Source organism: Streptomyces sp. NPDC026377 (assembly GCF_055567715.1).
Genome location: NZ_JBVHPV010000025.1, coordinates 1 through 25,422 on the forward strand (window position 1 = coordinate 1; position 25,422 = coordinate 25,422).

The following is a 25,422-nucleotide window of genomic DNA, read 5'->3' on the forward strand; positions in this document are numbered from 1 at the left end:
CCGCCCAACCCGGCCCCCCCCCCCTCGGGGGCGGGGGAAACGCCGCCCCCCCCCCCCCCCCCCCCGGGGGGCCCCGCCACCCCCCCCCCGGGGGGGGGTTTGGGGGGGGGGGGGGGGGGGGGGGGGCCGTGCACATGCCTCAGCCCACCCACGTCACCAGCACCCCCACCCCACCCCCCACCACTCCACGAACGCCCCGCACCACATCCACCGCCCGATACCCCGCCGCGACCCCCACCTCCACCCACTCCGGTCCCGCCCCGGACCTGGCCCCCTCCCCGCCCAGCAGCAGCCCAGGCAGCTCCGACGTCACCCCCGCCACCCCGGGCACCGCCGCCAGCGCGGGATCGGGGGACGGGCGTACCTCGGGTGGGGGAATCGGGGGTGCCGGGTCCGCGGGGGCGTCCAGCAGGGCCGTCACCCGGATGTCGACACAGGACACCCGCAGGCCCAGGCGGGCCCGCGCCGCCCCCAGCACCGCCTCCCGTACCTCTTCCGTCCGGGGCCGGTCCACGCCCCAGACCACCACCTCCGCCACCGCCCGCGACTCCCCGGGCGGCAGCCCGCTCGGGGGCGGCGCGACCACCGGGATCCCGGCCGCCGCCGGGTCCGCCAGGGACAGGCGCAGGGACGTCACGGCCAGGCCCGGCACCGGCGCGCAGGCCGCCCGCAGCACCGCCCCGGCCGCCCGTTCCGTGATCCACGCGCCGTCCGCCGCGTCCCCGAGAGGCAGCAGCCTGCCCAGGGCCAGTCGGTGGCGTACCTCCGTGCTCCATGCGTCTGGGGTCATTGCTCCACCCTGCCGCATCCCGGGCGCGAGATGGGGCAACCGCGCTTAGTGTGGGCAGCAGAGGGGAGGGGGAAAGCCGAAAGGGATGAACGCCATGAGCGACACCGTGGGAAGCAGCCGCCCCGAATCGTCCGGCCCGGGTGACAGGGAGTCCGAGGGCGGGATCGGCGGAACCAGAAAGAGCCCCACCCCCCGGCGCGGCGGCGGCGACCCCGGCACACGCGGGCGCACCACCATCGCCGACGGCGTGGTGGAGAAGATCGCGGGGATGGCGGCCCGTGAGGTCATGGGTGTGCACGCGATGGGCAGCGGTCTGTCCCGTACGTTCGGCGCGGTGCGCGACCGGGTGCCGGGCGGCGGCAAGGCCGCGGTGGCGCGCGGGGTGAAGGCCGAGGTCGGCGAGGTCCAGACCGCACTCGACATCGAGATCGTCGTCGATTACGGCGTGTCGATCTCGGATGTGGCCCGTGCCGTACGGGAGAACGTGATCGCGGCCGTTGAGCGGATGACCGGGCTTGAGGTCGTCGAGGTCAACATCGCGGTGAGTGACGTGAAACTGCCGGACGAGGAAGAGGACGAGCCGGAGCCGCGGCTCCAGTGAGGCCCCGCTGCGGCCCGGCCCCGACGAAGAGCGACTGAGGAGCTCAAAATGAGCATGGCGGTGATCGGACTGGTGGCCGGCATGGCGCTCGGCTTCGCCGGATACTTCGGCGGATTCGGGGCGTTCCTGCTGGTCGCGGCGTTGGGCGCGATCGGGTTCGTGGTGGGCAGGTTCCTGGAGGGCGATCTTGAACCCGGGGACTTCTTCCGTCCCCGGGACCGCGGCGACCGGCTGAGGTGACGCGCTCCGATGACGATGTCGTCGACGGCGTCCCCGGGCTCCTCCGGGGGCCCGGCCCGGGAAGGGTCCGGGTCCGGACCGGACGTGTCCGGCTCCGGCGCGTCCGCGCCCGCCACCACCCCGGCCCGTATCGCGCCCGCCGGACGCGGGGCGACGCGGATCGCCGACCGGGTGGTCGCGAAGATCGCCGCACAGGCGGCGCGCGAGGCACTGGGCGCGCCCCCCAAGGGCGGCAGCGCGCCCCACGCGGCGGTCACGGTGCACCAGGAGGTGGCCCGTGTCCGGGTCAGCCTGGAGCTCGGCTACCCGTCCGACCTCGGCGCCCAGTGCGGCGCGGTGCGCCGGCAAGTGGCCGAGCGGGTAAGGGCGTTGGCGGGCATGGAGGTGCCCGAGGTGGCGGTGCAGATCGAGCGTCTGCACGCGGCGCACACCGGTGCGGCGGACCGGGGGAGGATCACATGAGCGAGACCGGCCGGCCGGGGCGCGACGACGCGTACGGCGACGAGGACGGCACCACCCGCCCGCTGCCCGTCATCATGGAGAAGACCCCGGGCGCGGGCATCGACGCCCCCGGGCTCGACCAGTCGCAGTCGTCCGCCGCCTACGACCCCGTACCGGTCCTCGCCGAGGGCGAGGGCGACGGCGAGGGCCGCCGGGCCGGGCGCTTCTGGTCCGCGCGGCGGATCCCCGCGGCGCTGGTGGCCCTGGTCGTCCTGGCCGCCTCCGGAATCCTGCTGTACGACGTCGCGGCCGTACGCGCGGACCGCCCCGGGATGCGCTGGCGCCGCGGACTCGCGCACTGGCTGGCCCGGCACACCGTGGACGACGTGGTGGTGCTCATCGGCGCCGGTGTCGCGGTGGTTCTCGGGCTCTGGCTGATCGTGCTGGCGGTGACGCCCGGCCTTCGGGACGTGCTGCCGATGCGGCGGACCTCGGCCCCGGTACGCGCGGGCCTCGACCGCTCCGCCGCCGCGCTGGTGCTGCGGGACCGGGCGATGGAGGTCCCGGGTGTGCAGTCGGCGCGGGTCAGGATGGGCCGCGCCAAGGTCGCCGTACGGGCCGTCTCGCACTTCCGCGAGCTGGACGACGTACGGGCCGATCTCGACGCCGCGCTCGGCGCGGGCATCAAGGAGCTCGGGCTCGCCGGACGGCCCGGGCTCTCCGTGCGGGTGGGCCGTGCCGCCAGGAAGAGGTGACCCATGATCAGGACGGTGAACCGGGTGCTGATCGGCCTCGCCGGGCTGGCCCTGACGGCGGCGGGCGGCGCGGTTCTCGCGGCCGGGGCGGGTCTGTCGGTCCCGTCGTGGTGGCCGTGGACGGACACCGACGACGTCCTGCTGAGCCGGGCGAGCCGTGAGCGCTGGCACGACCACGGCTGGTGGTGGCCGACGGTGATCGCGGCGCTAGCCGTGCTCCTCCTGCTCACCCTGTGGTGGCTGCTCGCCCAGCTGCGCCGGGCGCGGCTGGCCGAGGTCCTGGTGGACTCGGGCGACGGCGAGGGAGCGCTGCTGCGCGGCCGCGCCCTGGAGACGGTCCTGGCGGGCGAGGCGGAGGGACTGCCGGGCGTGGCCCGCGCCCAGGCGACCCTGCACGGCCGCCGCACCACCCCCGCGGCCCGCGTGTCCCTGGTCCTGGAACCCCACGCGGCCCCCGCCGAGGCCCTGGCCCGCCTCACCTCGGAGTCCCTGGCCCACGCCCGGGACTCAGCGGGCCTGGCGGCCCTCCCGGCCGAGGTCCGCATGCGCGCGCTCAAACACCGGGCCCACCGAGTGACCTGACTCCGCAACGGACCGGGCGCCGTGGCGAGCCGCCCGCCCTTGGTGGGCGGCGGCGCCCGCTCACCCGTCCCGGACCGGGCGCCAGGCACCCGGCCCGGGGTCAGAACCCGTGTCGTGCCCCGCCGTCCACCGGCAGCATCAGGCCCGTCAGGTAGGACGCGGCGGGGGAGAGCAGGAACGCGGCCGTGTTGCCGAATTCCTCGGGGGTGCCGTAGCGGCGCAGGGGGATGCGGGACTCGTTGGCCGTGCGGGCGGCCTCCGCGTCGCCGGAGAGCGCGTCGAGCCGGCGGACCCGGTCGGTGTCGATGCGGGACGGGAGCAGGCCGACCACGCGGATGCCGCGCGGGCCCAGTTCGTCTGCCAGGGACTTGGCGAAGCCCGCCAGGCCCGGGCGCAGGCCGTTGGAGACGGTCAGTCCGGGGATGGGCTCGTGGACCGAGGCGGACAGGACGAAGCCGATCACCCCGCCCTCGTCCAGCTCCTCCGCCGCCGTGCGCGCCATCCGTACCGCGCCCAGGAACACCGATTCGAAGGCCGAGCGCCACTGCTCGTCGGTGTTGTCGGCGACGAAGCCCGGCGGCGGCCCGCCCACGCTGATCAGTACGCCGTCGAAGCGGCCGAACCGCTCGCGGGCGGTGGCGATCAGCCGGGCGGCCGCGGCGGGGTCGGCGTTGTCGGCGGCCACGCCCAGCGCGTTGGGGCCCAGCTCCTCGGCCGCCGCGCTCACCGCCTTCTCGTCGCGTCCGCCGACCACCGTCTTCGCGCCGTCGGCCGTGAGCGCCCGGGCGGCGGCGAGGCCGAGGCCCCGGGAGGCGCCGGTGACGACGTAGACGCGGTCCTTCAGTCCAAGATCCATGCGCCTATCCTGCCTCCAGCCCCATCGCGGTCGCCACCAGTCCGATGTGGCTGAAGGCCTGCGGGAAGTTGCCCAGCTGCCGCCCGGCCGCGGGGTCGTACTCCTCGGCGAGGAGTCCGACGTCGTTGCGGAGCCCGAGGAGCCGGTCGAACAGCTCCCGCGCCTCCTTCTCGCGGCCGGTCAGCCGCAGCGCGTCGGCCAGCCAGAACGAGCAGACCAGGAAGGTGCCCTCGTCGCCCGGCAGCCCGTCGACCGTGGCGCCCTCGGTGGTGTAACGGCGTACGAAGCCGTCGCGGCCGAGTTCGGCGCGGACCGCGTCGACCGTCCCGATCACCCGCGGGTCGTCGCCCGGCAGGAACCCGACGCGCGGGATGAGCAGCGTCGCCGCGTCCAGCTCCGCGGAGCCGTACGACTGGGTGAAGGTGTTCCGCTCGGGGTCGAACCCCTTCTCGCACACCTCCCGGTGCACCTCGTCGCGCATCCGCCGCCAGCGCTCCGCGTCCCCGCGCCGCGACGGGTCGGACTCCAGGGCCTTGACCGCCCGGTCAGCGGCGACCCACGCCATCACCTTGGAGTGGACGAAGTGGCGGCGCTCCCCGCGCACCTCCCACAGCCCCTCGTCCGGCTCGCGCCAGCGCGCCTCCAGGAAGCCGAGCAGGCTGAGCTCGACGTTCCAGGTGTGCCGCTTGGTGGCCATGCCGGAGGTGCGGGCCAGATGGAGGGAGTCGATGACCTCCCCGTACACGTCGAGCTGGAGCTGTTTGACGGCGGCGTTGCCGATCCGGACCGGGGCGGAGTCCAGATGGCCCTTGAGCCAGGGCAGTTCGATCTCCGGCAGCCGCCGCTCGCCGCCGAGACCGTACATGATCTGGAGGTCGGCCGGGTCGCCCGCGACCGCCCGCAGCAGCCAGTCGCGCCAGGCCGCCGCCTCGTCCAGATAGCCCGCGGAGACCAGCGCCTCCAGCGTCAGCGTCGAGTCGCGCAGCCAGCAGTAGCGGTAGTCCCAGTTGCGCACGCCCCCGATCTCCTCGGGGAGCGAGGTGGTGGGGGCCGCGACGATGCCGCCGGTCGGGGCGTAGGTGAGGGCCTTGAGGGTGATCAGGGAGCGGACGACGGCGTCCCGGTAGGGGCCGCAGTCGCGGCACTTGCCGGCCCACTCGCGCCAGTCCTCGAGGCTCTGCTCCAGCGCCTCGTACGGATCGATTATCGACGGGCGGGGCTCGTGCGAGGGGTGCCAGGTCAGCACCATCGCGACCTTCTCCCCGGCGCTCACGGTGAACGACGAGCGGGTGCTGAGCTGCTGCCCCCACGTCTTGATCTCGGGGTCGGTGCGCAGCCAGACCGAGTCGGGGCCGGCGACCGCGACCCGGTGGCCGTCGGCGCGGCGCACCCAGGGCACCACCCGGCCGTAGTCGAAGCGCAGCCGCAGCACGGAGCTCATCTCCACGCTGCCGCTGATCCCCTCCACGATCCGTACGACGTCGGGCGCGGTGTCGCGCTGGGGCATGAAGTCGAGGACGCGTACGGTCCCGCCGCGGGTCTCCCAGACGGACTCGAGCACGAGTGAGTCGTCGAGGTAGGCGCGGCGCGTGCAGTCCCCGGCACCCGCCGGGGCGATCCGCCAGTGGCCGTTGTCGTCGTCGCCCAGCAGCGCCGCGAAACAGGCCGCGGAGTCGAAGCGCGGCAGGCACAGCCAGTCGATGGAGCCGTCCCGGCCGACGAGGGCGGCTGTCTGGAGGTCGCCGATGAGGGCGTAGTCCTCGATGCGTTGGATACGTCGCGTCACGCTCTGGCGTCTTCCCGCCCGGTGTGATTGTCAATCAGACAGGTGCGTCACTCCGTACGGCCGGACGCTGCCCATCGGCGCAGGCGGGGGGCGTGAGGGCGCGCCGGTCAGGCGGCCGCGGGCGCCGGCGCGGCCGGCTCGCCCTTCGCGGCCGCCTCGGCCCGGTCGCGCTTCTCGCGGCGGACCAGGATCACCCAGCCGACCGGGACTCCGGCGGTGAACAGCCACCACTGGACGGCGTACGCCATGTGCGGCCCGATGGAGGAGTGGTCCGGCGCCGGGATCAGCTCGGGGGAGCCGTCGGGGGGCTCGGGCGCGGTCTGCTCGATGTAGCCGCCCAGGACCGGGCGGCCGAGCGCCTTCTGCTGCTGGGCGCTGCTGATCAGCATCACCTGGCGGGGCGGCAGGCCCTTGACGTCCTTGATGCCGCTGGCCGCGGTCGTCTGGTCGGCCATCAGCCGTCCGGTGACCGTGACCTCGCCCCTGGGCGGGGCCGGGATGCGCGGGAACTCCGTCTGGCTGCCGTTGTCCGCCACCCAGCCGCGGTTGATCAGCACGGTGGGCCCGCCGGCCAGGACGAACGGGGTGAGCACGTGATAGCCGACCCGCCCGTCGGCGGCGGTGCGGCGGCGCACCACGACCTCGTGGGCCGTGTCGTAGGTGCCGGTGGCGGTGACCCGGCGCCAGTACTGGGCGTGCGGGACGGTGTGGCCGGGTGAGGTGAGCGCGGTCACCGGGACCGGCTCGGCCTTCAGGTTGTCCGCGATGACGGTGTTCTGGGCCACGCGGTGCTGGTGGCGGTGCAGCTGCCAGAAGCCCAGCTCGATCATCGTGGGGATGAGGACGAGGGCGAGGAGGGTGACGAGCACCCACTGCCGGGACAACAGGAAGCGGTACACCCCACGACGGTACAACTCCGGCGCGGGGTGTTCTCACGGGGGTCGGTTCCGGCGGGGGCGAAGGAGGGGGCTGGGGCGAAGGCGGAGGCGGGGGTCCGGCGCGGTGGCCCGCGACGCGCGCCGGATGCGCGGGCGCGCGGGGCGGACCGCGCGGGGCGGACCGCTCGGGCGGCATCGGCCCCTCGGTCCAGCCGCCGGGTGCGCGGGCGCGCGGGTCAGACCTTGTCGACGATGCCCACCTGGCCCTCCGCTCGGGCGCAGTGCCCGCCGCAGTACCAGTGCCCCTCGACCTCGACGCCCTGGCCGATGATCTGGACCCGGCAGTGTTCGCAGATGGGCGCCATGCGGTGGATGGCGCACGAGAAGCAGTCGAAGACGTGCACCGCGCCCTGCGCGTGCACCTCGAAGGACATCCCGTAGTCGTTTCCGCAGACCTCGCAACGTGCCATGCGCCACAGGGTGGAACGCGCCGCGCCGTAACGCGGGGCGGCACGCCACGCGGTCACCCGTCTGCCGGAGCCACGTCCCGCAGCAGCTGGGTGAAGGCCGCCTCGTCGATGACCGGGGTGCCGAACGCCTTCGCCTTCACGGTCTTGGAGGTCGCCGAGTCCGGGTCGTTGGTCACCAGCAGACTGGTGAGCCGCGAGACGCTGCTCGCCACGTGCAGCCCGGCCTCGACCGTGCGGTCCTCCAACAGGTCGCGGTCGATGGAGGTGTCACCGGAGAACGCCACCCGCATGCCCTGCTTGAGTGGTTTGTCCGCTTCGTAACGCCCGGGGTTGGGGTACGGACACGCCGGGCGCTTGCGCGCGGGACGCCAGCTCGAACTCCGTCCGTACGGCCCTGTCGCCTGGTAGCCGATGCGGGGGGCGGCCGGGCCGTCCGACCACTCGGTGAGCGGGCGGCATTCGAGCAGCGGCAGCCGCGCCCCGACCCGCGCCGCCTGGTGCAGGCTCGGGCGGAACGCCTCGGCCAGCACGCGCGCGTCGTCCAGGGCATGGTGCGCGCGCTGCTGCACCACTCCGTAGTGCGCGGCCAGCGACTCCAGTTTGTGGTTGGGCAGCGGCAGCGCGAGCTCCTTGGAGAGCGCGATGGTGCACAGCCGCTGGCGCACCGGCGCCGCGCTCTTGGCCCGCGCGTACTCCCGCGCGATCATCTGCCAGTCGAAGATCGCGTTGTGCGCCACCAGGACCCGTCCGTCCAGACGCTCGGCGAACTCCCCGGCGATGTCCGGGAAGAGCGGCGCGCCCGCGAGGACGTCGGTGGTCAGACCGTGGATCCACACCGGCCCGGGATCGCGCTCGGGGTTCACCAGCGTGTACCAGTGGTCCTCGACGTTGCCCTGGGCGTCCAGGCGGTAGACGGCAGCAGAGACTATCCGGTCGTCGCGGGCGAGGCCGGTGGTCTCCACGTCGACGACCGCGTACCCCTGCGGGTAGGCGGCCGGCCACGTCGTTGCTGCTGTCGTACGGTCGTCGAGCATGGTCACAGAGAATACGGGGCCGCACTGACAGTCCGACCGGCGCCCGTCAACGCGACTGTGCGAGCAGGCCGTCCACCAGGGCCCGCACCGACGCCGCGAACAGCCTCTCGGCGTCCGGCGGCCGGGCCAGCGCGCGGGCGAGCTCCGGGTCGTGTCCGGCGGGCGCGGTGTGCCACAGCTCGTCCTCGCCGGGGTGCTGGACGGGGGCGCGTTCGCGGTAGCGCTCGACCAGGACATGGCCGACGACCTGGAACTGGACGGCCCGCACCACCCGCGCGGCCGCCCCGCCGCGCAGCCCGGCCGTGTGGACCTCGTGGACCAGGGCCTGCTGGGCGGGCAGGAACATCCGGTCGGTCAGGCCGCGTTCGTGGACCATCGCGATCAGGTGCGGGCGCGCGCGCAGCTCCCGGCGCAGCGCCGTGGCGACCGAGACGATCCGGGCGGCCGGGGTGCGCCCGCGGGGCCGGATCTCGCCCAGCTCCCGTACGGTCCGCTCCACGAGGGCGTCGAGCAGCGACTCGCGGTTGCCGACGTGCCAGTAGATCGAGGTGACCGCGGTGCCCAGCTCCGCGGCCAGCTTGCGCATGGTCAGGGCGGCCGGGCCGTGCTGTCTGACCAGCAACCCCGCGACCTCCAGGATCTCCTCGCGGCTCACCGGCGTACGCGTCATGGCCCGCGCCTCCCAACTCCCGTGCGGCCACGGCCCTTTACCCTTCATCGGACGCGGTGTAACTGTGTTACAGACCCGGGGGGAACGCACTGCGAGGCACGACCCAGGAAGGGTGGTACGCCATGGCACGCGTACGGTACGGCGCGCGGACCGAGGAGGAGATCCGGGCCGCGCGCACCGCGAGCTCACGGCTCCCCGACATCTGGTCCACCGGTGTGGTGGCCGTCTGGGAGAGCGACCCCGACGCGGTGGCGGCCGTGCTGCCGCCGCCGCTCAAGCCCGCCGGGGATTCACTCGTACGGGCCAACATCAGCCGGGTGGACCTGCCCGGCCATCCGCTGGGCGCGGGCTCGGTGGCGGTGTCCGCCGTGCACGACGGGCAGCCCGGCTGGTATCCGCTGGTGATGCCGATGACCCAGGAGCGGGCGCTGATCGGCGGCCGCGAGGTGTTCGGCGAGCCCAAGAAGCTCGGCGAGGTCACCGTCGAGCGGGACGGACTCGTCGTGCGGGCCGCCCTCGCCCGGCACGGCATCGCCTTCGTGGAGGTGCGCGGCGCCGTCGATCGGGCGCTGCCGCTGCCGGAGCCCGCGGAGAAGGTCGACTTCTACTTCAAGTTCCTGCCGGCCGTGGACGGCGAGGGCTTCGACGCGGACCCGGTGCTGGTGCACTGCGTACGCAACGAGAAGGTCCGCAAGCTGGAGCGGATCACCGGCGACGTGGTGCTGCGCGAGTCCATGTACGACCCGGTCGCGGACCTTCCCGTGCGCCGCGTCGTGGAGATCACGATCGGGGAGAAGACCACCGACCAGCGGGGCCGGGTGGCCGGACGGGTCAGCGCGCGCGACCTGTTGCCCTACATCCACCAGCGCTACGACGACCCCGCGCAGCTCCTCGACGGGCCGCCCGCGGGGAGTGTGTGATGCGGCTCGCCGAGGGGCAGGTCGCCGTGGTCACCGGTGCGGCGAGCGGGATCGGGCTCGCCCTGGCCCGCCGGTTCGCGGCCGAGGGGCTGCGGGTGGTCCTCGCGGACGTCGAGGAGGCGGCCCTGGAGAAGGCGGCCGGGGAGCTGCGCGAGGAGGGGGCGCGGGTCCTCGCGCGCGTGGTCGACGTCTCCGAGCGCGCGTCCGTGACCGAGCTCGCGGACGCGGCGTACGACACGTTCGGCGCCGTCCACGTCCTGTGCAACAACGCGGGTGTCGGCTCGGGCGCCGAGGGCCCGATGTGGGAGCACGAGCTCAACGACTGGCAGTGGGCCTTCGCCGTCAACGTGTGGGGCGTCTTCCACGGCATCCAGGCGTTCGTCCCGCGCATGATCGAGTCCGGCGAGCCCGGCCACGTCGTCAACACCTCCTCCGCGGACGGGGGGATCGCGCCGCTGCCCACCGCCTCCGTGTACGCGGTCACCAAGGCCGCCGTCGTCACCATGACGGAGTCGCTGTACGCGCATCTCAAGGCCGCCCGCGCGCGCGTGGGCGCCTCCGTGCTCTTCCCCGGCCCGCACATGCTGCGCACCGGCCTGTGGGAGTCGCACCGCAACCGCCCCGCCCGGTACGCCAAGGAGCGCCCGCGCAAGGCGCCCTACCGCAGCCTCGGCCAGTGGGAGGCGGCGATGCGGGCGGCCGGGCACGAGGTCGCGTTCACCCCCGTCGAGGAGGTCGCCGGGACGGTCGTCGACGGGATCCGCGCCGACCGCTTCTGGATGCTCCCGGAGAGCGAGCACAGCGACCGCCAGATCAGGGCGAGGTCGCGCTCGATGCTGGACCGGGCCGACCCGTCGTACCTGGAGAGCTTCATTCTCGACTGACCCGCGAGGAATCCGTCATGCCACAGCAGCACAGCACCCCCGAAGGCGGGCACCACGACCCGTACCTGATCATCTCCTCCGACTGCCACGCCGGACTCCCCACCGAGCGATACCGGCCCTACCTCGCCTCCCGCTTCCACCGCGACTTCGACGAGTTCCTCGACGGGCGCGAGCGCCGCCGTGAGGAGATGACCCGCCTCGGGGTCCGCAACGAGGCCTTCGCGGACCAGTGGTTCGCCGAGAACGAGGAGGGCCTCAAGGGCGGGTGGGACGTCGACCGCCGGCTCAAGGAACTGGACGGTGACGGGGTGGCCGCCGAGGTCGTCTTCCCCGACGCGGACGCCGTCGACAGCCGCACCGCCGCCCCCTTCGGCGTCGGCCTCGGCCTCTCCGGCGACCAGGACCCCGACCTCGGCATGGCGGGCGCGCAGGCGCACAACCGCTGGCTCGCCGAGTTCGTCGGCCACCATCCCGAGCGGCATCGCGGGGTCGCCCTGCTGTCGGTCACCGGTGACGTCGACCAGGTGGTCGCGGAGATCCACCGGGCCAGGGGGTCCGGGCTCGGCGCGCTGATGATCCCCTCGATGTGGGTGGACAAGGCCCCCTACCACGACCGCCGTTACGACCCCGTCTGGGCGGCGGCGGCCGAGACCGCGATGCCGGTCCTCACCCACTCGGGCGCGGCCCCCCGCCACGAGTACGGCGACCACCTCGGCATCTACGTCAGCGAGGTCACCTGGTGGCCTGCCCGGCCGCTGTGGTTCCTGCTCTGGTCCGGCGTCTTCGAACGCCACCCCGGGCTGCGCTTCGGCGTCGCGGAGTCGGGCTGCTGGTGGCTGCCGAACCTGCTGTGGTTCATGGACCGGCTCTACCTGGGCGCACACGGCGGCAAGAAGCTCTCGCCGTTCGCGGAGCTCAGGCGGCCGCCCAGCGAGTACCTGGACCGCCAGATCTTCGTCTGCGCCACCAACACCAAACGGCGCGAACTGGCCCAGCGCTACGAGATCGGCGTCGACAACATCCTCTGGGGCTCCGACTTCCCGCACCCCGAGGGCACCTGGCCGCACACCCGGGAGTGGCTGCGCAGGACGTTCCACGACATCCCCGTCGCGGAGACGCGCCGGATGCTGGGGCTCGCGGCGGCGGAGGTCTTCGGCTTCGACACCGCGAAGCTGGCCCCGCTGGCCCGGCGCATCGGCCCGACCCCGGCCGAACTCGGCCAGAGCGAGGACCAGTCGGCCGTCGAGGCGTCCTGGGCGCGCTCGCGGGAGGTGGGACGGCACTGGCTGACCGACCACGACTTCCCCGTCCTGGGGGCGTCATGACCGCCGACCGGTACACGGTGATCTCGGCGGACTGCCACGCGGGCGCCGACCTCCTGGACTACAAGCCGTACCTGGAGAAGCGGTACCACGACGACTTCGACGCCTGGGCCGCCACCTACGTCAACCCGTACGAGGACCTGCTGGCCGACACCGCCGACCGCAACTGGAACTCCGCGCGGCGGGTGGCGGAGCTGGAGGCGGACGGGATCGTCGCGGAGGTGGTGTTCCCCAACACCATCCCGCCGTTCTTCCCCTCGGCCGCGCTCATGGCGCCCACGCCGACCGGGGAGGAGCTGGAGCGGCGCTGGGCCGGGCTGCGGGCGCACAACCGCTGGCTGGCCGACTTCTGCGCCCTGGTGCCGGGCCGCAGGGCGGGCGTCGCGCAGATCCTGCTGAACGACGTCGAGGCGGCGGTGGCGGAGATCCAGCGGACCAGGGAGGCGGGCCTGACCGGCGGCATCCTGCTGCCGGGCGCCCCGCCCGGCTCGGGCGTCCCCGAGCTCTACTCGGACGTGTACGACCCGATCTGGGCGGCCTGCGCCGACCTCGGCGTCCCCGTCAACCACCACGGCGGCTCCGCGTCGCCGCCGCTGGGGGAGGAGCCCGCCGCCCGGGCCGTCTTCATGGTCGAGACGACCTGGTTCTCGCACCGCGCGCTCTGGCACCTGATCTTCGGCGGCGCCTTCCACCGCCACCCGTCGCTGAGGCTCGTCCTCACCGAACAGGGCTCGGGCTGGATCCCCGGGGTGCTCGACATGCTCGACTACTACCACGGCCGTCTGGTGTCGGCGGCGACCCGGGCGGCGACGGCGGAGTCCAAGTTCGGCGCGGGCCTGGCCGAGTCCATGGGCAGGGGCCCCAGCCGGGTCTGGCGCGAGAACTGCTACGTCGGCGCCAGCTTCATGCGCCCCCACGAGGTGCCCCTGCGCGACCGGATCGGCCTCGACAAGATCATGTGGGGCAGCGACTACCCGCACGACGAGGGCACCACCCCGTACTCCCGCGAGGGCCTGCGGATCGCCTACGCCGGGCTGCCGCCCGAGGAGGTGGCCGCGATGGTGGGCGGCAACGCGGCCCGCGTCTACGGCTTCGACCTGTCCCTCCTCGACCCGGTCGCGGCGAAGGCGGGCCCGGCCGTCGAGGAGATCGCCGAGCCCCTGAAGGAGATCCCGCCGGACGCCACGAGCCCGGTGTTCGCGCGGGGCGGGTCGGTACGGGTGTGGTGAGGCGGGGGGTGAGACCCTTCGCCGCATGACGGAAGCGGAGACGGCCGAGGGCCACGACGAGGCCCACCGGAGCGGCCTCGGAACCCGCCTGAACTGGCTGCGGGCGGCGGTCCTGGGCGCCAACGACGGCATCGTGTCCACGGCGGGCCTCGTCGTCGGCGTGGCCGGCGCGACGGACGACCGCTCAGCCCTGCTGACGGCGGGCCTCGCGGGCCTGCTGGCGGGCTCGATGTCGATGGCGGCGGGCGAGTACGTCTCCGTGTCCACCCAGCGCGACTCCGAGAAGGCCGCGTTGGCGATGGAGCGGCGCGAGCTGCGGGAGGAGCCGGAGGCGGAACTCGACGAGCTGAGCGGTCTGTTGGAGGACCGCGGCCTCAGCGCCGAGCTGGCGCGGGAGGCGGCCGAGCAGCTCACCGAGCGCGACGCCCTGCGCGCCCACGCGCGCGTGGAGCTCGGCATCGACCCCGACGAGCTGGCCAACCCCTGGCACGCGGCGGGCGCCAGCTTCCTGGCCTTCACGGCCGGGGCGCTGCTGCCCCTGCTCGCCATCGTCCTGCCCCCGTCCGAGGTCCGCCTGTACGTGACGGTCGCCTCGGTCCTGGCCGCCCTGACCCTGACGGGCTGGTGGAGCGCCCGCCTCGGGGCGGCACCGGCGGGGGCGGCGGTGCTGCGGAACGTGAGCGGGGGTGCGGTGGCGATGGGGGTGACGTATGCGGCGGGGGTGGCGTTGGGGGCGGCGGGGGTTTGAGGGTCAGGGGCGGGTGCGGGTTCGCCGTAGGCGTTCTGGGGGGATGCGGTCGGCGCCGATGAGGGGCAGGTTGTCGGGGACCTGGATGGTGAGGCCAGGCAGGTCCGCCAGAGGCGAGAGGTCGAGCGGGGCTCCGGTGGTCGTCGACCGGAAGAGGAACAGCTCGGTCAATCGGGGCAGCTCGCGTACCGGGCCCAGCCCGTCCGGGAGTTCACATGCGGTCAGGGCCAACCCCTCGAGCCGAGTGGCACGGTCCAGCATGCTCAGATCGAGAGAGTCGAGCTCATAAAGGCCCAGGTGCCGCAGCCGTCCGAGTACGTCGGGCATCCGGCACAGTTCCCGCAGCTGGGACTGTCCGGAGAGCGTCAGACGGGTGAGGAGAGGCCAGCGTTCGATGCCCTTGAGGCTCGCATACCGAATCTGTCGCTGAAGCGTCAGCGAGGTCAACGGAGGGCCCAGGGGCAGTTCGGCGAGGCTTTCGATGAGCGCGGGATGGCCGACGGACACGCTGGTGAGGCCGGTCATCTCCCGTAGCGGTTCGAGTGAGAGCTCTGGATCGAGCATGTGGAGGGTGAGGTGCTCAAGGCCGGGCCCGGTCAGCGGCGTCAGATCGCGCACTGCGGAGCATCGGCCCAGAAAGACCCGCTTGAGCCGGGTGAGGGAGGCGAGAGGGGTGAGATCCGCGAGATCCATGCTGCCGTAGACGAATAGCCATTCGATTTCCCGGGCCGCGATCAACGGATGGAGATCCGCATGGTTGCCGGACAACTGGATGTGCCGTGCGCCGGGCAGTAGCCGGAGGGCTCGCAGCTGCTCCGGAGTGGTGACGGTCAGGAACACCTTGTCCCATGCCGCTGCCGCCAACACCTCCCGGGTGTACTCCTCAGCACCGAAGGCTCCCCAGGCCGCCGAGACCTGGTCGGCCACGTGCGCCCGCTGATCCTCCCGGAACCGCGAAATGACCTCCAACGCCGCATCCCCCCGGATCGCCGCAGCCGTTCGCACCACCGCCCCCGCCTCGTACTCGTCCAGCCCCTCCGGCCCCGGCAGCAGCTCAAGCACCAGCTCGCCCACCTTCGCCAGCTCCTCCGCGTCGTCCAGACTCCGGGGCGGCAGCAGCTCCCGCGTCCGGGTCTGGATCGTCTCCCGGACCGCCGGATCCAGCTCGGGCGCGTGCTCCAGACAGGCCGCCGCCAGAAGGACCAGCCGGTGGCGCAGCTTCGGGGCCCGGTCGGCCCGGCGGAGCAACTGCTTCAGCAGCCGGGCGCGTTCGTCCGCGCGCGCGTGGCCGACCGCCATCTGGACCACGTCGTCCCAGGTGTCGTCGTGCGCGTTGGCCGCGAGCACGCCGAAGTCACGGGACTCCACCGCCGCCTTCGCGCCGAGGTAGTCCTGGAAGGTGCGGTGCACGAAGCCGACCGTCCCCGGGGCCGGTTCGCGCAGCAGGCCGCTGCGGATGAGCAGATGCGCGAAGACCTGCTCGGGAGTGCCCCGTACCTGCGGCATCGCCGTGAGCCAGTCGGCGATCATCTCCATGGCCTCGCCCTGCTCGGCCTCGGCCTGGGCGTTGCGGATCAGCCAGTACGCCAGGCGCTGGAGGAGCGCGGTCTGCTCCTCGCGAGTGAGCTCCACCCCCTCCACCCCCGCGATCTCGCGTTCGGTGTCCCGCCGTACGAGCAGCATGTCCAGAGCCGCGTCGTACAGCTCCTTCCTGGCGCGCGGCAGCTGCATCCGGCGGTCCCGGTTGAGCGCGCACAGCAGGGCGCACATCAGCGGGTTGGTGGCCAGCCGTCCCAGGTCGCGACGGCTGCCGACGGCCTGGCGCAGCGAGGTCTCATAGGTGGCGAGCCGCGCGCGCTCGGCGGCGCCCAGGCACTCGCCGCGCGCGGCGTCGTGCCAGTGGCCGATGAAGGTGCGGATGTCGTCGCGGTCCATCGGCAGCAGCGAGTGGGCGGCGAAGCCCTGCCGGGAGAGCCAGTCCACGGGCACCGCGGAGGGGCGGGTGGTGACGACGTAGCGGGCGTTGGGGAAGGCCGCGATCAGCGACTTCAGCCAGGCCTCGGTACGGTGGCGCAGCCGGACGGGGACCTCGTCGACACCGTCCACCAGCACCAGCCCGCGCCCGCCCGCCAGCACCTGCTCCACCCATCCGGCGGGCGCCGCCCCGTGCAGCGGCACCCCGGCCGCCCGCAGGAACTCGTCGGGGAGCGGGAGCGTGTCCGCCTGGGTGAAGGCGCGCAGCCGCAGCACGAAGGGGACGCACCGGTTCCAGTCCGCCAGCTCGCCGGTGAAGGTGCGCCGGGCCGCGTTGAGGGCCAGCCACTGCACCAGCGTGCTCTTGCCGGAGCCCGCCGGGCCCCGCAGCACCAGCCGGTCGGCCCCGGCGAGCGCCTGTTCGGCGTCGACCGCGACCTGCTCGCCCCGGGCCGGGCCGAAGTCCCCGCGCTCCCCGCTCACCGCGAGGCTGATGTAGGCCGTGTCCAGCGCCCACTCGCCGCGCGAGCGCCCCAGGGTCAGCCCGAACAGCTCCAGGCGCCCGTGCGTCTCGGTGACATAGGCCGCGTACCGCTCCTCGAAGCTCAGGGCCGCCGCCTGGGGTCGCGGGCCGAGCCGGTCGCGTACGTCCGCCACCAGGTCGTGCGTCCGCCCCGCCACCCGTGCCTGCTCCACCGCCGCCCGCGCGGCGAACGCGGGGTGCGCGGTCAACTGCTCGACCACATGGGCGCAGCAGAGCCCCAGCAGCTCCTCGTAGAGCGCCTCGCCCGGCCCCGGATACGGACGGCGGAGCCCCGCTCGCAGCCGCTCGGGGTCCAGGCCGAGGGAGAACAGGTACTCGCCGGTGATCTCGCCCGCCGCCGCGAACGCGTCCGCCACCGCCTCGGCCGCCGCCGTCCGCTCGTGCTCCGGCAACGAGCCGTACGCGTCGGTGAGCCGCCGCCCCAGGACCTTCGCCAGCCGTTCCGGCGACGCGGGCCTCGGCAGCGGGCGGACCGGCGCGGCCACCAGGCCCGCGCCGGGGCGCGGGCTCAGGAGCGACTTGGCGACGGTGGAGGCCACCGTCCCGGCCAGCCGTAGGAACGCGACTTCCATGCCTGTCACGGCAGTTGACCTCCCCTGGGCCCGGAGGAGGGAATCCTACGCCGTGGGCCGGTCCGGCCGCGGGGCGGTGACCGGCGGTCTCGGCGGGCGGGCACCGATGGCACAGGCGTACGGTGAGAGACGGACTCCCCGTACGGCTTTCTCCGTACGCCCCCCGACTGACCAGCAAGGATCTGCCCCATGCGCGCCACCGTCATCCACGCCCCCCACGACATCCGGGTGGAGGACGTGCCCGACTCCGTGGTCCAGCTTCCCACCGACGCGGTCGTGCGGGTGCTGCGGGCCTGTATCTGCGGCAGCGACCTGTGGGCCTACCGGGGCGAGTCCGCCCGGCAGCCGGGGCAGCGGATCGGGCACGAGTTCCTCGGCGTGGTCGAGGAGGCGGGCTCCGAGGTGACCGGGTTCCGCACCGGCGACCTGGTGGTCGCGCCGTTCGTCTGGTCCGACGGCTCGTGCGACTACTGTGCCGAGGGGCTCCAGACGTCCTGCCCGCAGGGCGGCTTCTGGGGCTCGGTGGGCTCCGACGGCGGTCAGGGCGAGGCGGTGAGGGTGCCGTTCGCCGACGGCACGCTGGTCAAGCTGCCCGCCGCCGCGGCCGGTGACGAGCGCCTGCTCACCGCGCTGCTGGCGCTCTCCGACGTGCTCGGCACCGGCCACCACGCGGCCGTCGGCGCCGGGGTGAAGCAGGGCTCCACGGTAGCCGTCGTCGGGGACGGGGCGGTCGGGCTCTGCGGAGTCCTGGCCGCCAGGCGGCTCGGCGCCGAGCGGATCATCGCGCTCGGGCGCCACCAGGTCCGTACAGACATCGCGCGGGCCTTCGGCGCCACGGACGTCGTCGCCGAGCGTGGCGAGGCCGCCGTCGCGGCGGTGCGCGAGCTGACCCGGGGCCAGGGCGCGCACGCGGTGATCGAGGCGGTCGGCACCGAGCAGTCGATGCGCACGGCCGTGGAGATCACCCGCGACGGCGGCGCCATCGGCTACGTGGGCGTCCCGCACGGCAGCGGCACCGGCCTCGACCTGAGCGTCATGTTCGACCGCAACATCGCGCTGCGCGGCGGCGTCGCCCCGGTCCGCGCCTACATCCCCGAGCTGCTCCCGGACGTCCTGTCCGGTGCCGTCGACCCGTCCCCGGTCTTCGACCTCACGGTCGGCATCGACGGCGTCCCGGGCGGTTACAAGGCGATGGACGAGCGCACCGCCCTGAAGGTGCTGATCAAGCCGTAGCGCGGGCGCCGGGGCCGGGCGGGAGAGCCGCCCGGCCCCGGGGCACCACGCCTTACCGGACCGCGCGCAGGGCGTTGACGATCCCCGCCCCGTAGAACCCGCTGCGGTGCCTGCCGCCCTCGCAGACCGCGTCCGCCTTGCCGTCCCCGTCGATGTCGTACGGGACGGGGCAGGCGGTCGGGTCCGCGCCTTCCCTCAGAAGCTCCTTGATCTTCCAGGCGGGCGCGTGCGGGTGCGCGGACTTCAACAGCGCGGCCACGCCCACCACGTGCGGGGTCGCCATCGAGGTGCCCGCCATGTACGCCCACTTGCCGCCGGGCACCGGGCCGAGGATGAGTCCGCTGGTGGCCGGCGCCTGCGGCGGCTGGTAGGCCGTCGAATCGCCGCCCGGCGCGGCCACGTCCACCACGCCCAGGCCGTAGTTGGAGAACGAGGACTTCAGGCCCTTGGCCCCGGTCGAGGCGACCGTGACGACCCCGGGCAGCTGGGTGGGGATGTCGAGGCAGGTGCTCGGGTCGACCGTCCGCTCTCCCGGGGTGGAGTCGTTGGGACTGGCCGGGTCGGTGATCGAGTCGGCCGCGAGGTCGTAGCTCTCGTTGCCGGCCGCCGCCACGTTCACCGTGCCCCGGGACTCGGCGTACCGGCTCGCCCGGGTGATCGCCTCGACCAGCGCCTTCTGGTCCGGGTCGGTCTTGCAGTTGAAGTACCAGGGGTCGGTGTAATAGCTGTTGTTGGTGACGTCGATGCCGTGTTCGGCGGCCCACATGAAGCCGCAGACGACGGCCTCGGTGTAGAAGAAGCTGCCGCCCTGGGTGGAGACCTTGATCGCGGCGACCTTCACCCCGGGCGCCACCCCGGTGACCCCGACGCCGTTCTTCGCCGCGGCTATCTCGCCCGCCACATGGGTGCCGTGCGGGGAGCCGCCGGTGGCGAACGGCCGCCAGGCGCCGTCGCTGGTGTCCGGTGTGCCGCCGATGCAGCTCACCGACTTGGAGCGGTCGAAGTTGGGCGCGATGTCCGGGTGGGTGTCGTCCACGCCCGTGTCGATGACGCCCACGGTCACCCGCGAGCTGCCGAGGGTCTTCTCGTGCGCCTTGTCGGCCTTGATGGCCTTCAGGTCCCACTGGAGCGGCTCCAGCGGGTCCTCGCCCGCCGATGCCCCGGCGCCCGCGGCCCGGACCTCCGCGGCGGTGAGCTCCTTGGGCGTGCCGACGTCGGTGGTCGTCTGCGCGGGCAGCGGCGCGGTCCGGGTCGCCCCGGCCGACTCCACACCCCGTACCGCCCGCATGGCGCGGGCGAAGCCGGGGGCGGCGGAGTGGGCGACGATCACGCCGATCCGGTCGTAGGACTGGACGACCGTGCCGCCGGCCGCCGTGATCGCTCGCCGGACCTTGTCGGCGTGCCCGTATCCCCTGCGGAGGTTGACGACATAGCTGAGCGAGGAGGCGTCGGCGACGGGCGCCGCCTGCGCGGCGCCGCCGCCGGGCACGGCCGAGGCGGTGCCCGGCAGGACCGCGAGCGCGGCGGCGGTCGCCATCACGGCGGAGACGGCGAGGGCGCGGTGCGTACGGGAGAAGTGCGACGTCATGGGTGCTCCATGTGGCTGACGGATGTCTCGGTACGTACGGGAAGGAGCTCCGCGGCGGGCGCGGCCCGAAGCAGGGCCGCGCCCGCCGGTCGTGGTGCTACTCGGTGACCGCGCTCAGCGCGTTGACGACGCCGCGGCCGTAGAAGCCGTTGACGCGCTTGCCGCCCTCACAGGTGGAGTCCTGGACGCCGTTGCCGTCCGGGTCGTACAGACCGGTCGGGCAGCCGGGGTTGTCGGCCTGCTCCTTGAGCATCTCCCGCAGGTCCGCCGGGGACGCCCAGCGGTGCTTGGACTTCAGCAGCGCGGCGACGCCCACGACGTGCGGGGTGGCCATGGAAGTGCCCTGCTTGTAGCCGTACTGGCCGCCCGGCAGCGTCGCCAGGATGCGCCCGTTCCTGTCCGGGGTGTCCGGGATCTGGTACTTGTCCCCGCCGGGCGCGGCCACGTCGACCTGGCCCAGACCGTAGCTGGAGTAGTACGACTTGATGTGCTGCGCGCCGGTCGCCGAGACCGTGACCACACCCGGCAACTGGGCCGGGATGTCCGGGCACTTGGCCGGGTCCACGGTCACCGTCGGGTGCGGCGCGGGCTGGTCGTCCGGGCTGGAGGAGTCGGTGAGGGCGTGCTTGGACAGGTCGTAGTTCTCGTTGCCGGCCGCCGCCACGTTCAGGACGCCCTTGTGCTCGGCGTACCTGCTGGCCCGGGTCACCGCGTCGAGCAGCGCCTTCTGGTCCGGGTCGCTCTTGCAGTTGAAGTACCAGGGGTCCACGTAATAGCTGTTGTTGGTGATGTCGATGTGGTGCTCGGCGGCGAAGACGAACCCGCAGACCACCGCCTCGGTGAAGAACAGCCCGCTGCCCTGCTCGGCGACCTTGATCCCGGCGACCTTCACCCCGGGCGCGACGCCCGCGACCCCGACCCCGTTGCGGGCCGCGGCTATCTCGCCCGCGACGTGCGTGCCGTGGTCGCTGCCGCCCGCGTACGGCCGCCAGGCGCCCGGCGAGGTGTCGGCGACGCCGCCCACGCAGTTGGCCGACTGGGAGGCGGAGAAGTTCGGGGCGAGGTCCGGGTGGGTGTCGTCGACGCCGGTGTCGATCACGCCGACGGTGACCCGGCGGCTGCCCGGGTAGATCTTGGCGGCCTTGTCGGCGCCGATCGCCCGGAGGTTCCACTGGTTGGCCTCCAGCGGCTCCTGGCCGGGGGCGGCGGACGCCTTCGCCTTCGCGGCCTCGGCCGGGGTGAGGGCCTGGGTCGTGCCCTCCTCGGTGGTGGCCTGCGCCGTCAGCGGCGTGGTGCGGGTGGCACCGGCCGAGGAGACGCCCCTGGCCCGGCGTATCTCCGCCGCGAAGGCGGGGTTCGTGGAGTGCGCGACGACCACGCCTATCCGGTCGTAGCTGACGACGACCGTGCCGCCCGCCCTGGCTATCGCCTTCTGCACCCGGGCCGAAGTGCCGTGTCCGCCCGTGGTGTTGACGACGTACGACAGGTTCGGGCCGTCGGCGGCCGGGGCCGGCGCGGCCGAGGCCGTGGCCGCCGGAAGGAAGCCGAGCGAGGCCGTGAGCGCCAGACCGGCGGGGAGCGCGAGGGCCCGCCGCCGTCCGGATCCCAGATGAGCCATGGGTTCTCCACATCATCCGTGAGAGCCGTCCACCCGCGGGTCACGAGTGGACGGGTACATGACCAGCGAAGCTATCGCTGATCACATGGGCCCATCAATGAATTCGGGCGGGTTGCTCCGAGAACATCGCACCCGGGGCCGCCGCGCACGGCCAGGGCACCCGTCCGGGCGGCGGCCGCGCGGAAAAACGGCCGGTCTGAACCGAGACGCGACGCCCTCCGTGCCGTTGTCAGGGGGACCGCCCTCATCCGTCCCCGACAGTGAGGCCCCCTTGTCGTCCATCCCCACCGCACCCGCACCACGAGGAGAGTCCGTGGCCACCGACGTGCCACCGCCCGACGGCGGTACCGACACGCGCCCCGCCCAGCCCCCCACCCACAGGTTCGTCGAGGTACAGGCGAGCGAGGAGTTCGCCGAACTGCGCCGCACCCACCGCCGGTTCGCGTTCCCGCTCACCGTCGCCTTCATCGCCTGGTACCTGCTGTACGTCCTGCTGTCCAACTACGCGGGCGGCTTCATGGGCCACAAGCTGTTCGGCAACATCAACGTGGCCCTGGTCTTCGGCCTCGCCCAGTTCCTCACCACCTTCCTCATCGCCTGGTTCTACGCGCGCTACGCCGCCGCCAAGCTCGACCCCCGCGCCGAGGCGATCAAGTCCCGCATGGAGGCCGACGCATGAGCGCCCCCCACAGCCACCTCCCGCTCGCGGCGACCGCCACCAGCGAGCACCGCCCACTGATCATCACCCTGTTCGCGGTGTTCGTCGTCGCGACCCTGGTCATCACCGTCTGGGCGGGCCGCCAGACCAAGAGCGCGGCCGACTTCTACGCGGGCGGCCGGCAGTTCACCGCCTTCCAGAACGGCCTCGCGGTCTCCGGCGACTACATGTCCGCCGCGTCCTTCCTCGGCATCGCCGGCGCCATCGCGCTATTCGGCTACGACGGTTTCCTGTACTCCATCGGCTTCCTGGTCGCCTGGCTGGTGGCACTGCTCCTGGTCGCCGAGCCGCTGCGCAACTCCGGCCGCTACACGATGGGCGACGTGCTCGCGTACCGGATGCGCCAGCGGCCCGTACGGACGGCGGCCGGCACCTCCACCATCGTCGTCTCGATCTTCTACCTGCTGGCGCAGATGGCCGGTGCGGGCGTGCTGGTCTCGCTGCTGCTCGGCATCACCAGCGACGCGGGCAAGGTCCTCATCGTCGCCCTGGTCGGCGTCCTCATGATCGTGTACGTGACGATCGGCGGGATGAAGGGCACCACCTGGGTCCAGATGGTCAAGGCGGTCCTGCTCATCGCCGGCACCATCCTGATCACCTTCCTGATCCTGCTGAAGTTCGACTTCAACCTCTCCGACCTGCTCGGCAGGGCCGCCGAGAACAGCGGCAAGGGCAGCGCCTTCCTGGAGCCCGGTCTGAAGTACGGCAAGACCGGCACCTCCAAGCTCGACTTCATCTCCCTCGGCCTCGCCCTGGTCCTCGGCACGGCCGGACTGCCGCACATCCTGATCCGCTTCTACACCGTCCCCACCGCCAAGGCCGCCCGTAAATCGGTGAACTGGGCGATCGGCATCATCGGCGCCTTCTACCTGATGACGATCGTGCTCGGCTTCGGCGCGGCGGCCCTGCTCAAGCCGGGCGACATCATCGCCTCCAACCCGGCGGGCAACACCGCGGCACCGCTCGCGGCCCTGGAGATCGGCGGCGGCAGCGGCTCCAACGGGGGCGCGATCCTGCTCGCGGTGATCTCGGCGGTCGCCTTCGCCACGATCCTCGCGGTCGTCGCGGGCCTCACCCTCGCCTCCTCGTCCTCCTTCGCGCACGACATCTACGCCAACGTCATCCGCAAGGGGAAGGCGACCGAGAAGGAGGAGGTCAGGGCGGCGCGCTGGGCCACCGTCTTCATCGGGGCCGTCGCCATCGTGCTGGGCGCCTTCGCCCGCGACCTGAACGTCGCCGGCCTGGTGGCGCTCGCCTTCGCGGTCGCCGCCTCCGCCAACCTGCCGACCATCCTCTACAGCCTCTTCTGGAAGCGCTTCACCACCCAGGGCGCGCTCTGGTCGATCTACGGCGGCCTCACCACGGCGGTCGTGCTCGTCCTGTTCTCGCCGGTCGTCTCCGGCAACCCGAAGACGTCCATGTTCAAGGGCATGGACTTCCACTGGTTCCCGCTGGAGAACCCCGGCCTGATCTCGATCCCCGTCGGCTTCCTGCTCGGCGTGGTCGGATCGCTGCTGTCCAAGGAGGAGCCGGACGCGGGCAAGTACGCCGAGCTGGAGGTCAAGTCCCTCAGCGGAGTCGGCGCCCACTAGGGCTCCCGTACGGATACGGGCCGCGGCCGCGTCGTAGGGTCCTACGACGCGGCCGCGCCGCACCTCGTGTCAAACGGCCCCCGCCGTTGTCGGTCCTCTCACGTAGGCTCGGCTGTATACATCAACCGGTAACCGGGGGAGGGGGCCCACAGTGCTCATCGACACATACGGCCGTGTGGCCACTGACCTGCGTGTCTCGCTCACGGACCGCTGCAATCTGCGGTGTACGTACTGCATGCCGGAAGAGGGCCTGCAGTGGCTGGCCAAGCCGGACCTGCTCACCGACGACGAGATCGTCCGCCTCATCCGCATCGCCGTGACCGGCCTCGGCGTCACCGAGGTCCGCTTCACCGGCGGCGAGCCGCTGCTGCGGCCGGGCCTGGTGGGCATCGTGGAGCGCTGCGCGGCCCTGGAGCCCCGCCCCAGGATGTCGATCACCACCAACGGCATCGGCCTGAAGCGCACCGCCGCCGCGCTGAAGGCGGCGGGCCTGGACCGGGTCAACGTCTCCCTGGACACCCTGCGCCCCGAGGTCTTCAAGACCCTCACCCGCCGCGACCGGCACAAGGACGTCATCGACGGCATGGAGGCCGCCCGCGCCGCCGGCCTCACCCCGGTCAAGGTCAACGCGGTCCTGATGCCCGGGCTCAACGACGACGAGGCCCCCGACCTGCTGGCCTGGGCCGTGGAGAACGACTACGAGCTGCGGTTCATCGAGCAGATGCCGCTCGACGCCCAGCACGGCTGGAAGCGCGACGGCATGATCACCGCGGGTGACATCCTGGCCTCGCTGCGTACGAGGTTCACGCTCACCCCCGAGGGCGACGACGAGCGCGGCTCCGCGCCCGCCGAGCGCTGGGTGGTGGACGGCGGACCGCACCGGGTCGGCGTCATCGCCTCCGTCACCCGCCCCTTCTGCGCGGCCTGCGACCGGACCCGGCTCACCGCCGACGGCCAGGTGCGCACCTGTCTCTTCGCGCGCGAGGAGTCGGACCTGCGGGGCGCGCTGCGCTCGGGGGCGCCGGACGAGGAGATCGCCCGGCTGTGGCGGCTGGCGATGTGGGGAAAGAAGGCCGGATCCGGTCTGGACGACCCGGCGTTCCTCCAGCCCGACCGCCCGATGTCAGCGATCGGCGGCTGACTCCCACTCGCTGAGGGCCACCACGCCCTTGAGGAATCCCCGCACACCCAGGAACTGGGAGAGGTGCTCGCGGTGTTCGTCGCACGCGAGCCAGGTCTTGCGCCGCTCCGGCGTGTGGATCTTCGGGTTGTTCCAGGCCAGGACCCATATGGCCGCGGTGCGGCAGCCCTTGGCGGAACACACGGGCGCCTCGTCGGCGATCTCGTCACTCACGGGTACATTCTGCGCCATGAACA

The 25,422-nt window shown here is 73.2% G+C and carries 25 protein-coding genes; 14 read left to right on the forward strand and 11 right to left on the reverse strand.

Features of this window, described 5'->3' with window-relative positions; translation table 11 throughout:
- Window positions 1-139: 139 nt before the first annotated feature.
- On the reverse strand, window positions 140-790 hold the full coding sequence (locus tag ACZ4MU_RS32535; RefSeq protein ID WP_467883139.1) for a hypothetical protein: 651 nt from the start codon (window positions 788-790) through the stop codon (window positions 140-142).
- A 94-nt stretch (window positions 791-884) separates the two neighbouring features.
- Here ACZ4MU_RS32535 and ACZ4MU_RS32540 point away from each other — a divergent pair, with 94 nt between their 5' ends.
- The 5 genes from ACZ4MU_RS32540 to amaP are packed head-to-tail and all read left to right on the forward strand — an operon-like array spanning window position 885 to window position 3,409.
- Window positions 885-1,391: an Asp23/Gls24 family envelope stress response protein gene (locus ACZ4MU_RS32540; RefSeq protein WP_467883140.1), complete on the forward strand. Its 507-nt coding sequence runs from the start codon at window positions 885-887 to the stop codon at window positions 1,389-1,391.
- 48 nt (window positions 1,392-1,439) lie between these two features.
- The gene (locus ACZ4MU_RS32545; RefSeq protein WP_358831983.1) at window positions 1,440-1,631 is read left to right on the forward strand and encodes a hypothetical protein; all 192 of its coding nucleotides are present in this window, start codon (window positions 1,440-1,442) and stop codon (window positions 1,629-1,631) included.
- A gap of 15 nt (window positions 1,632-1,646) precedes the next feature.
- Window positions 1,647-2,093 (forward strand): Asp23/Gls24 family envelope stress response protein, encoded by a 447-nt coding sequence (locus ACZ4MU_RS32550; protein ID WP_467883183.1) that lies wholly within the window; start codon window positions 1,647-1,649, stop codon window positions 2,091-2,093.
- Window positions 2,090-2,827, forward strand: coding sequence for a DUF6286 domain-containing protein (locus ACZ4MU_RS32555; RefSeq protein ID WP_467883141.1), 738 nt, complete (start codon window positions 2,090-2,092; stop codon window positions 2,825-2,827). The genes ACZ4MU_RS32550 and ACZ4MU_RS32555 overlap by 4 nt, the downstream gene beginning before the upstream one ends.
- Window positions 2,828-2,830: 3 nt before the next feature.
- Complete coding sequence (amaP, locus tag ACZ4MU_RS32560) at window positions 2,831-3,409, forward strand: alkaline shock response membrane anchor protein AmaP (RefSeq protein WP_467883142.1); 579 nt, start codon at window positions 2,831-2,833, stop codon at window positions 3,407-3,409.
- 100 nt (window positions 3,410-3,509) lie between these two features.
- On the opposite strand, the gene ACZ4MU_RS32565 is transcribed toward amaP, so the two are convergent.
- From ACZ4MU_RS32565 to ACZ4MU_RS32590, 6 genes are all read right to left on the reverse strand, one after another.
- Window positions 3,510-4,265, reverse strand: a complete 756-nt coding sequence (locus tag ACZ4MU_RS32565; protein WP_467883143.1) for an SDR family oxidoreductase — start codon at window positions 4,263-4,265, stop codon at window positions 3,510-3,512.
- A 4-nt stretch (window positions 4,266-4,269) separates the two neighbouring features.
- On the reverse strand, window positions 4,270-6,051 hold the full coding sequence (locus tag ACZ4MU_RS32570) for a glycoside hydrolase family 15 protein (RefSeq protein ID WP_467883144.1): 1,782 nt from the start codon (window positions 6,049-6,051) through the stop codon (window positions 4,270-4,272).
- A 107-nt stretch (window positions 6,052-6,158) separates the two neighbouring features.
- A complete protein-coding gene (locus ACZ4MU_RS32575) occupies window positions 6,159-6,950 on the reverse strand; it encodes an SURF1 family cytochrome oxidase biogenesis protein (protein ID WP_467883145.1) in 792 nt (263 codons plus the stop codon).
- Window positions 6,951-7,165: 215 nt separating this feature from the next.
- Complete coding sequence (locus ACZ4MU_RS32580) at window positions 7,166-7,399, reverse strand: hypothetical protein (protein WP_266991763.1); 234 nt, start codon at window positions 7,397-7,399, stop codon at window positions 7,166-7,168.
- Window positions 7,400-7,452: 53 nt separating this feature from the next.
- Complete coding sequence (locus ACZ4MU_RS32585) at window positions 7,453-8,439, reverse strand: DEDDh family exonuclease (protein ID WP_467883146.1); 987 nt, start codon at window positions 8,437-8,439, stop codon at window positions 7,453-7,455.
- Between the two features lie 40 nt (window positions 8,440-8,479).
- Window positions 8,480-9,103, reverse strand: a complete 624-nt coding sequence (locus ACZ4MU_RS32590; protein WP_467883147.1) for a TetR/AcrR family transcriptional regulator — start codon at window positions 9,101-9,103, stop codon at window positions 8,480-8,482.
- Between the two features lie 122 nt (window positions 9,104-9,225).
- Here ACZ4MU_RS32590 and ACZ4MU_RS32595 point away from each other — a divergent pair, with 122 nt between their 5' ends.
- Genes ACZ4MU_RS32595 through ACZ4MU_RS32615 form a run of 5 tightly spaced genes read left to right on the forward strand, consistent with a single transcriptional unit; the run spans window position 9,226 to window position 14,206 of the window.
- Window positions 9,226-10,023 (forward strand): acetoacetate decarboxylase family protein, encoded by a 798-nt coding sequence (locus tag ACZ4MU_RS32595; RefSeq protein ID WP_467883148.1) that lies wholly within the window; start codon window positions 9,226-9,228, stop codon window positions 10,021-10,023.
- Window positions 10,023-10,907, forward strand: coding sequence for an SDR family NAD(P)-dependent oxidoreductase (locus tag ACZ4MU_RS32600; protein WP_467883149.1), 885 nt, complete (start codon window positions 10,023-10,025; stop codon window positions 10,905-10,907). Before ACZ4MU_RS32595 ends, ACZ4MU_RS32600 begins: the two co-directional genes overlap by 1 nt.
- Before the next feature lie 17 nt (window positions 10,908-10,924).
- Entirely contained in the window at window positions 10,925-12,232 is a 1,308-nt protein-coding gene (locus tag ACZ4MU_RS32605; protein WP_467883150.1) for an amidohydrolase family protein, read from the forward strand.
- Complete coding sequence (locus ACZ4MU_RS32610; protein WP_467883151.1) at window positions 12,229-13,458, forward strand: amidohydrolase family protein; 1,230 nt, start codon at window positions 12,229-12,231, stop codon at window positions 13,456-13,458. Before ACZ4MU_RS32605 ends, ACZ4MU_RS32610 begins: the two co-directional genes overlap by 4 nt.
- 25 nt (window positions 13,459-13,483) lie before the next feature.
- A complete protein-coding gene (locus ACZ4MU_RS32615) occupies window positions 13,484-14,206 on the forward strand; it encodes a VIT1/CCC1 transporter family protein (RefSeq protein WP_467883152.1) in 723 nt (240 codons plus the stop codon).
- 3 nt (window positions 14,207-14,209) lie between these two features.
- On the opposite strand, the gene ACZ4MU_RS32620 is transcribed toward ACZ4MU_RS32615, so the two are convergent.
- Window positions 14,210-17,296, reverse strand: a complete 3,087-nt coding sequence (locus ACZ4MU_RS32620; RefSeq protein ID WP_467883184.1) for an NACHT domain-containing protein — start codon at window positions 17,294-17,296, stop codon at window positions 14,210-14,212.
- Between the two features lie 189 nt (window positions 17,297-17,485).
- Between ACZ4MU_RS32620 and ACZ4MU_RS32625 the strand changes: the two genes are divergently transcribed.
- A complete protein-coding gene (locus ACZ4MU_RS32625) occupies window positions 17,486-18,529 on the forward strand; it encodes a zinc-dependent alcohol dehydrogenase family protein (protein ID WP_467883153.1) in 1,044 nt (347 codons plus the stop codon).
- Window positions 18,530-18,581: 52 nt separating this feature from the next.
- Here ACZ4MU_RS32625 and ACZ4MU_RS32630 read toward each other — a convergent pair whose 3' ends face one another.
- Together ACZ4MU_RS32630 and ACZ4MU_RS32635 are read right to left on the reverse strand one after the other, a co-directional pair.
- A complete protein-coding gene (locus ACZ4MU_RS32630) occupies window positions 18,582-20,117 on the reverse strand; it encodes a S8 family serine peptidase (RefSeq protein WP_467883154.1) in 1,536 nt (511 codons plus the stop codon).
- 97 nt (window positions 20,118-20,214) lie between these two features.
- Window positions 20,215-21,735: a S8 family peptidase gene (locus ACZ4MU_RS32635; protein WP_467883155.1), complete on the reverse strand. Its 1,521-nt coding sequence runs from the start codon at window positions 21,733-21,735 to the stop codon at window positions 20,215-20,217.
- 313 nt (window positions 21,736-22,048) lie between these two features.
- Here ACZ4MU_RS32635 and ACZ4MU_RS32640 point away from each other — a divergent pair, with 313 nt between their 5' ends.
- The 3 genes from ACZ4MU_RS32640 (at window position 22,049) to moaA (ending at window position 25,186) form a co-directional block, all read left to right on the forward strand.
- A complete protein-coding gene (locus ACZ4MU_RS32640) occupies window positions 22,049-22,414 on the forward strand; it encodes a DUF485 domain-containing protein (protein WP_467883156.1) in 366 nt (121 codons plus the stop codon).
- Window positions 22,411-24,045: a solute symporter family protein gene (locus tag ACZ4MU_RS32645; RefSeq protein ID WP_467883157.1), complete on the forward strand. Its 1,635-nt coding sequence runs from the start codon at window positions 22,411-22,413 to the stop codon at window positions 24,043-24,045. Before ACZ4MU_RS32640 ends, ACZ4MU_RS32645 begins: the two co-directional genes overlap by 4 nt.
- A gap of 151 nt (window positions 24,046-24,196) precedes the next feature.
- Window positions 24,197-25,186, forward strand: a complete 990-nt coding sequence (gene moaA, locus ACZ4MU_RS32650) for a GTP 3',8-cyclase MoaA (protein WP_467883158.1) — start codon at window positions 24,197-24,199, stop codon at window positions 25,184-25,186.
- On the opposite strand, the gene ACZ4MU_RS32655 is transcribed toward moaA, so the two are convergent.
- Complete coding sequence (locus ACZ4MU_RS32655; protein ID WP_467883185.1) at window positions 25,169-25,387, reverse strand: hypothetical protein; 219 nt, start codon at window positions 25,385-25,387, stop codon at window positions 25,169-25,171. The genes moaA and ACZ4MU_RS32655 overlap by 18 nt on opposite strands.
- Window positions 25,388-25,422: the final 35 nt, after the last annotated feature.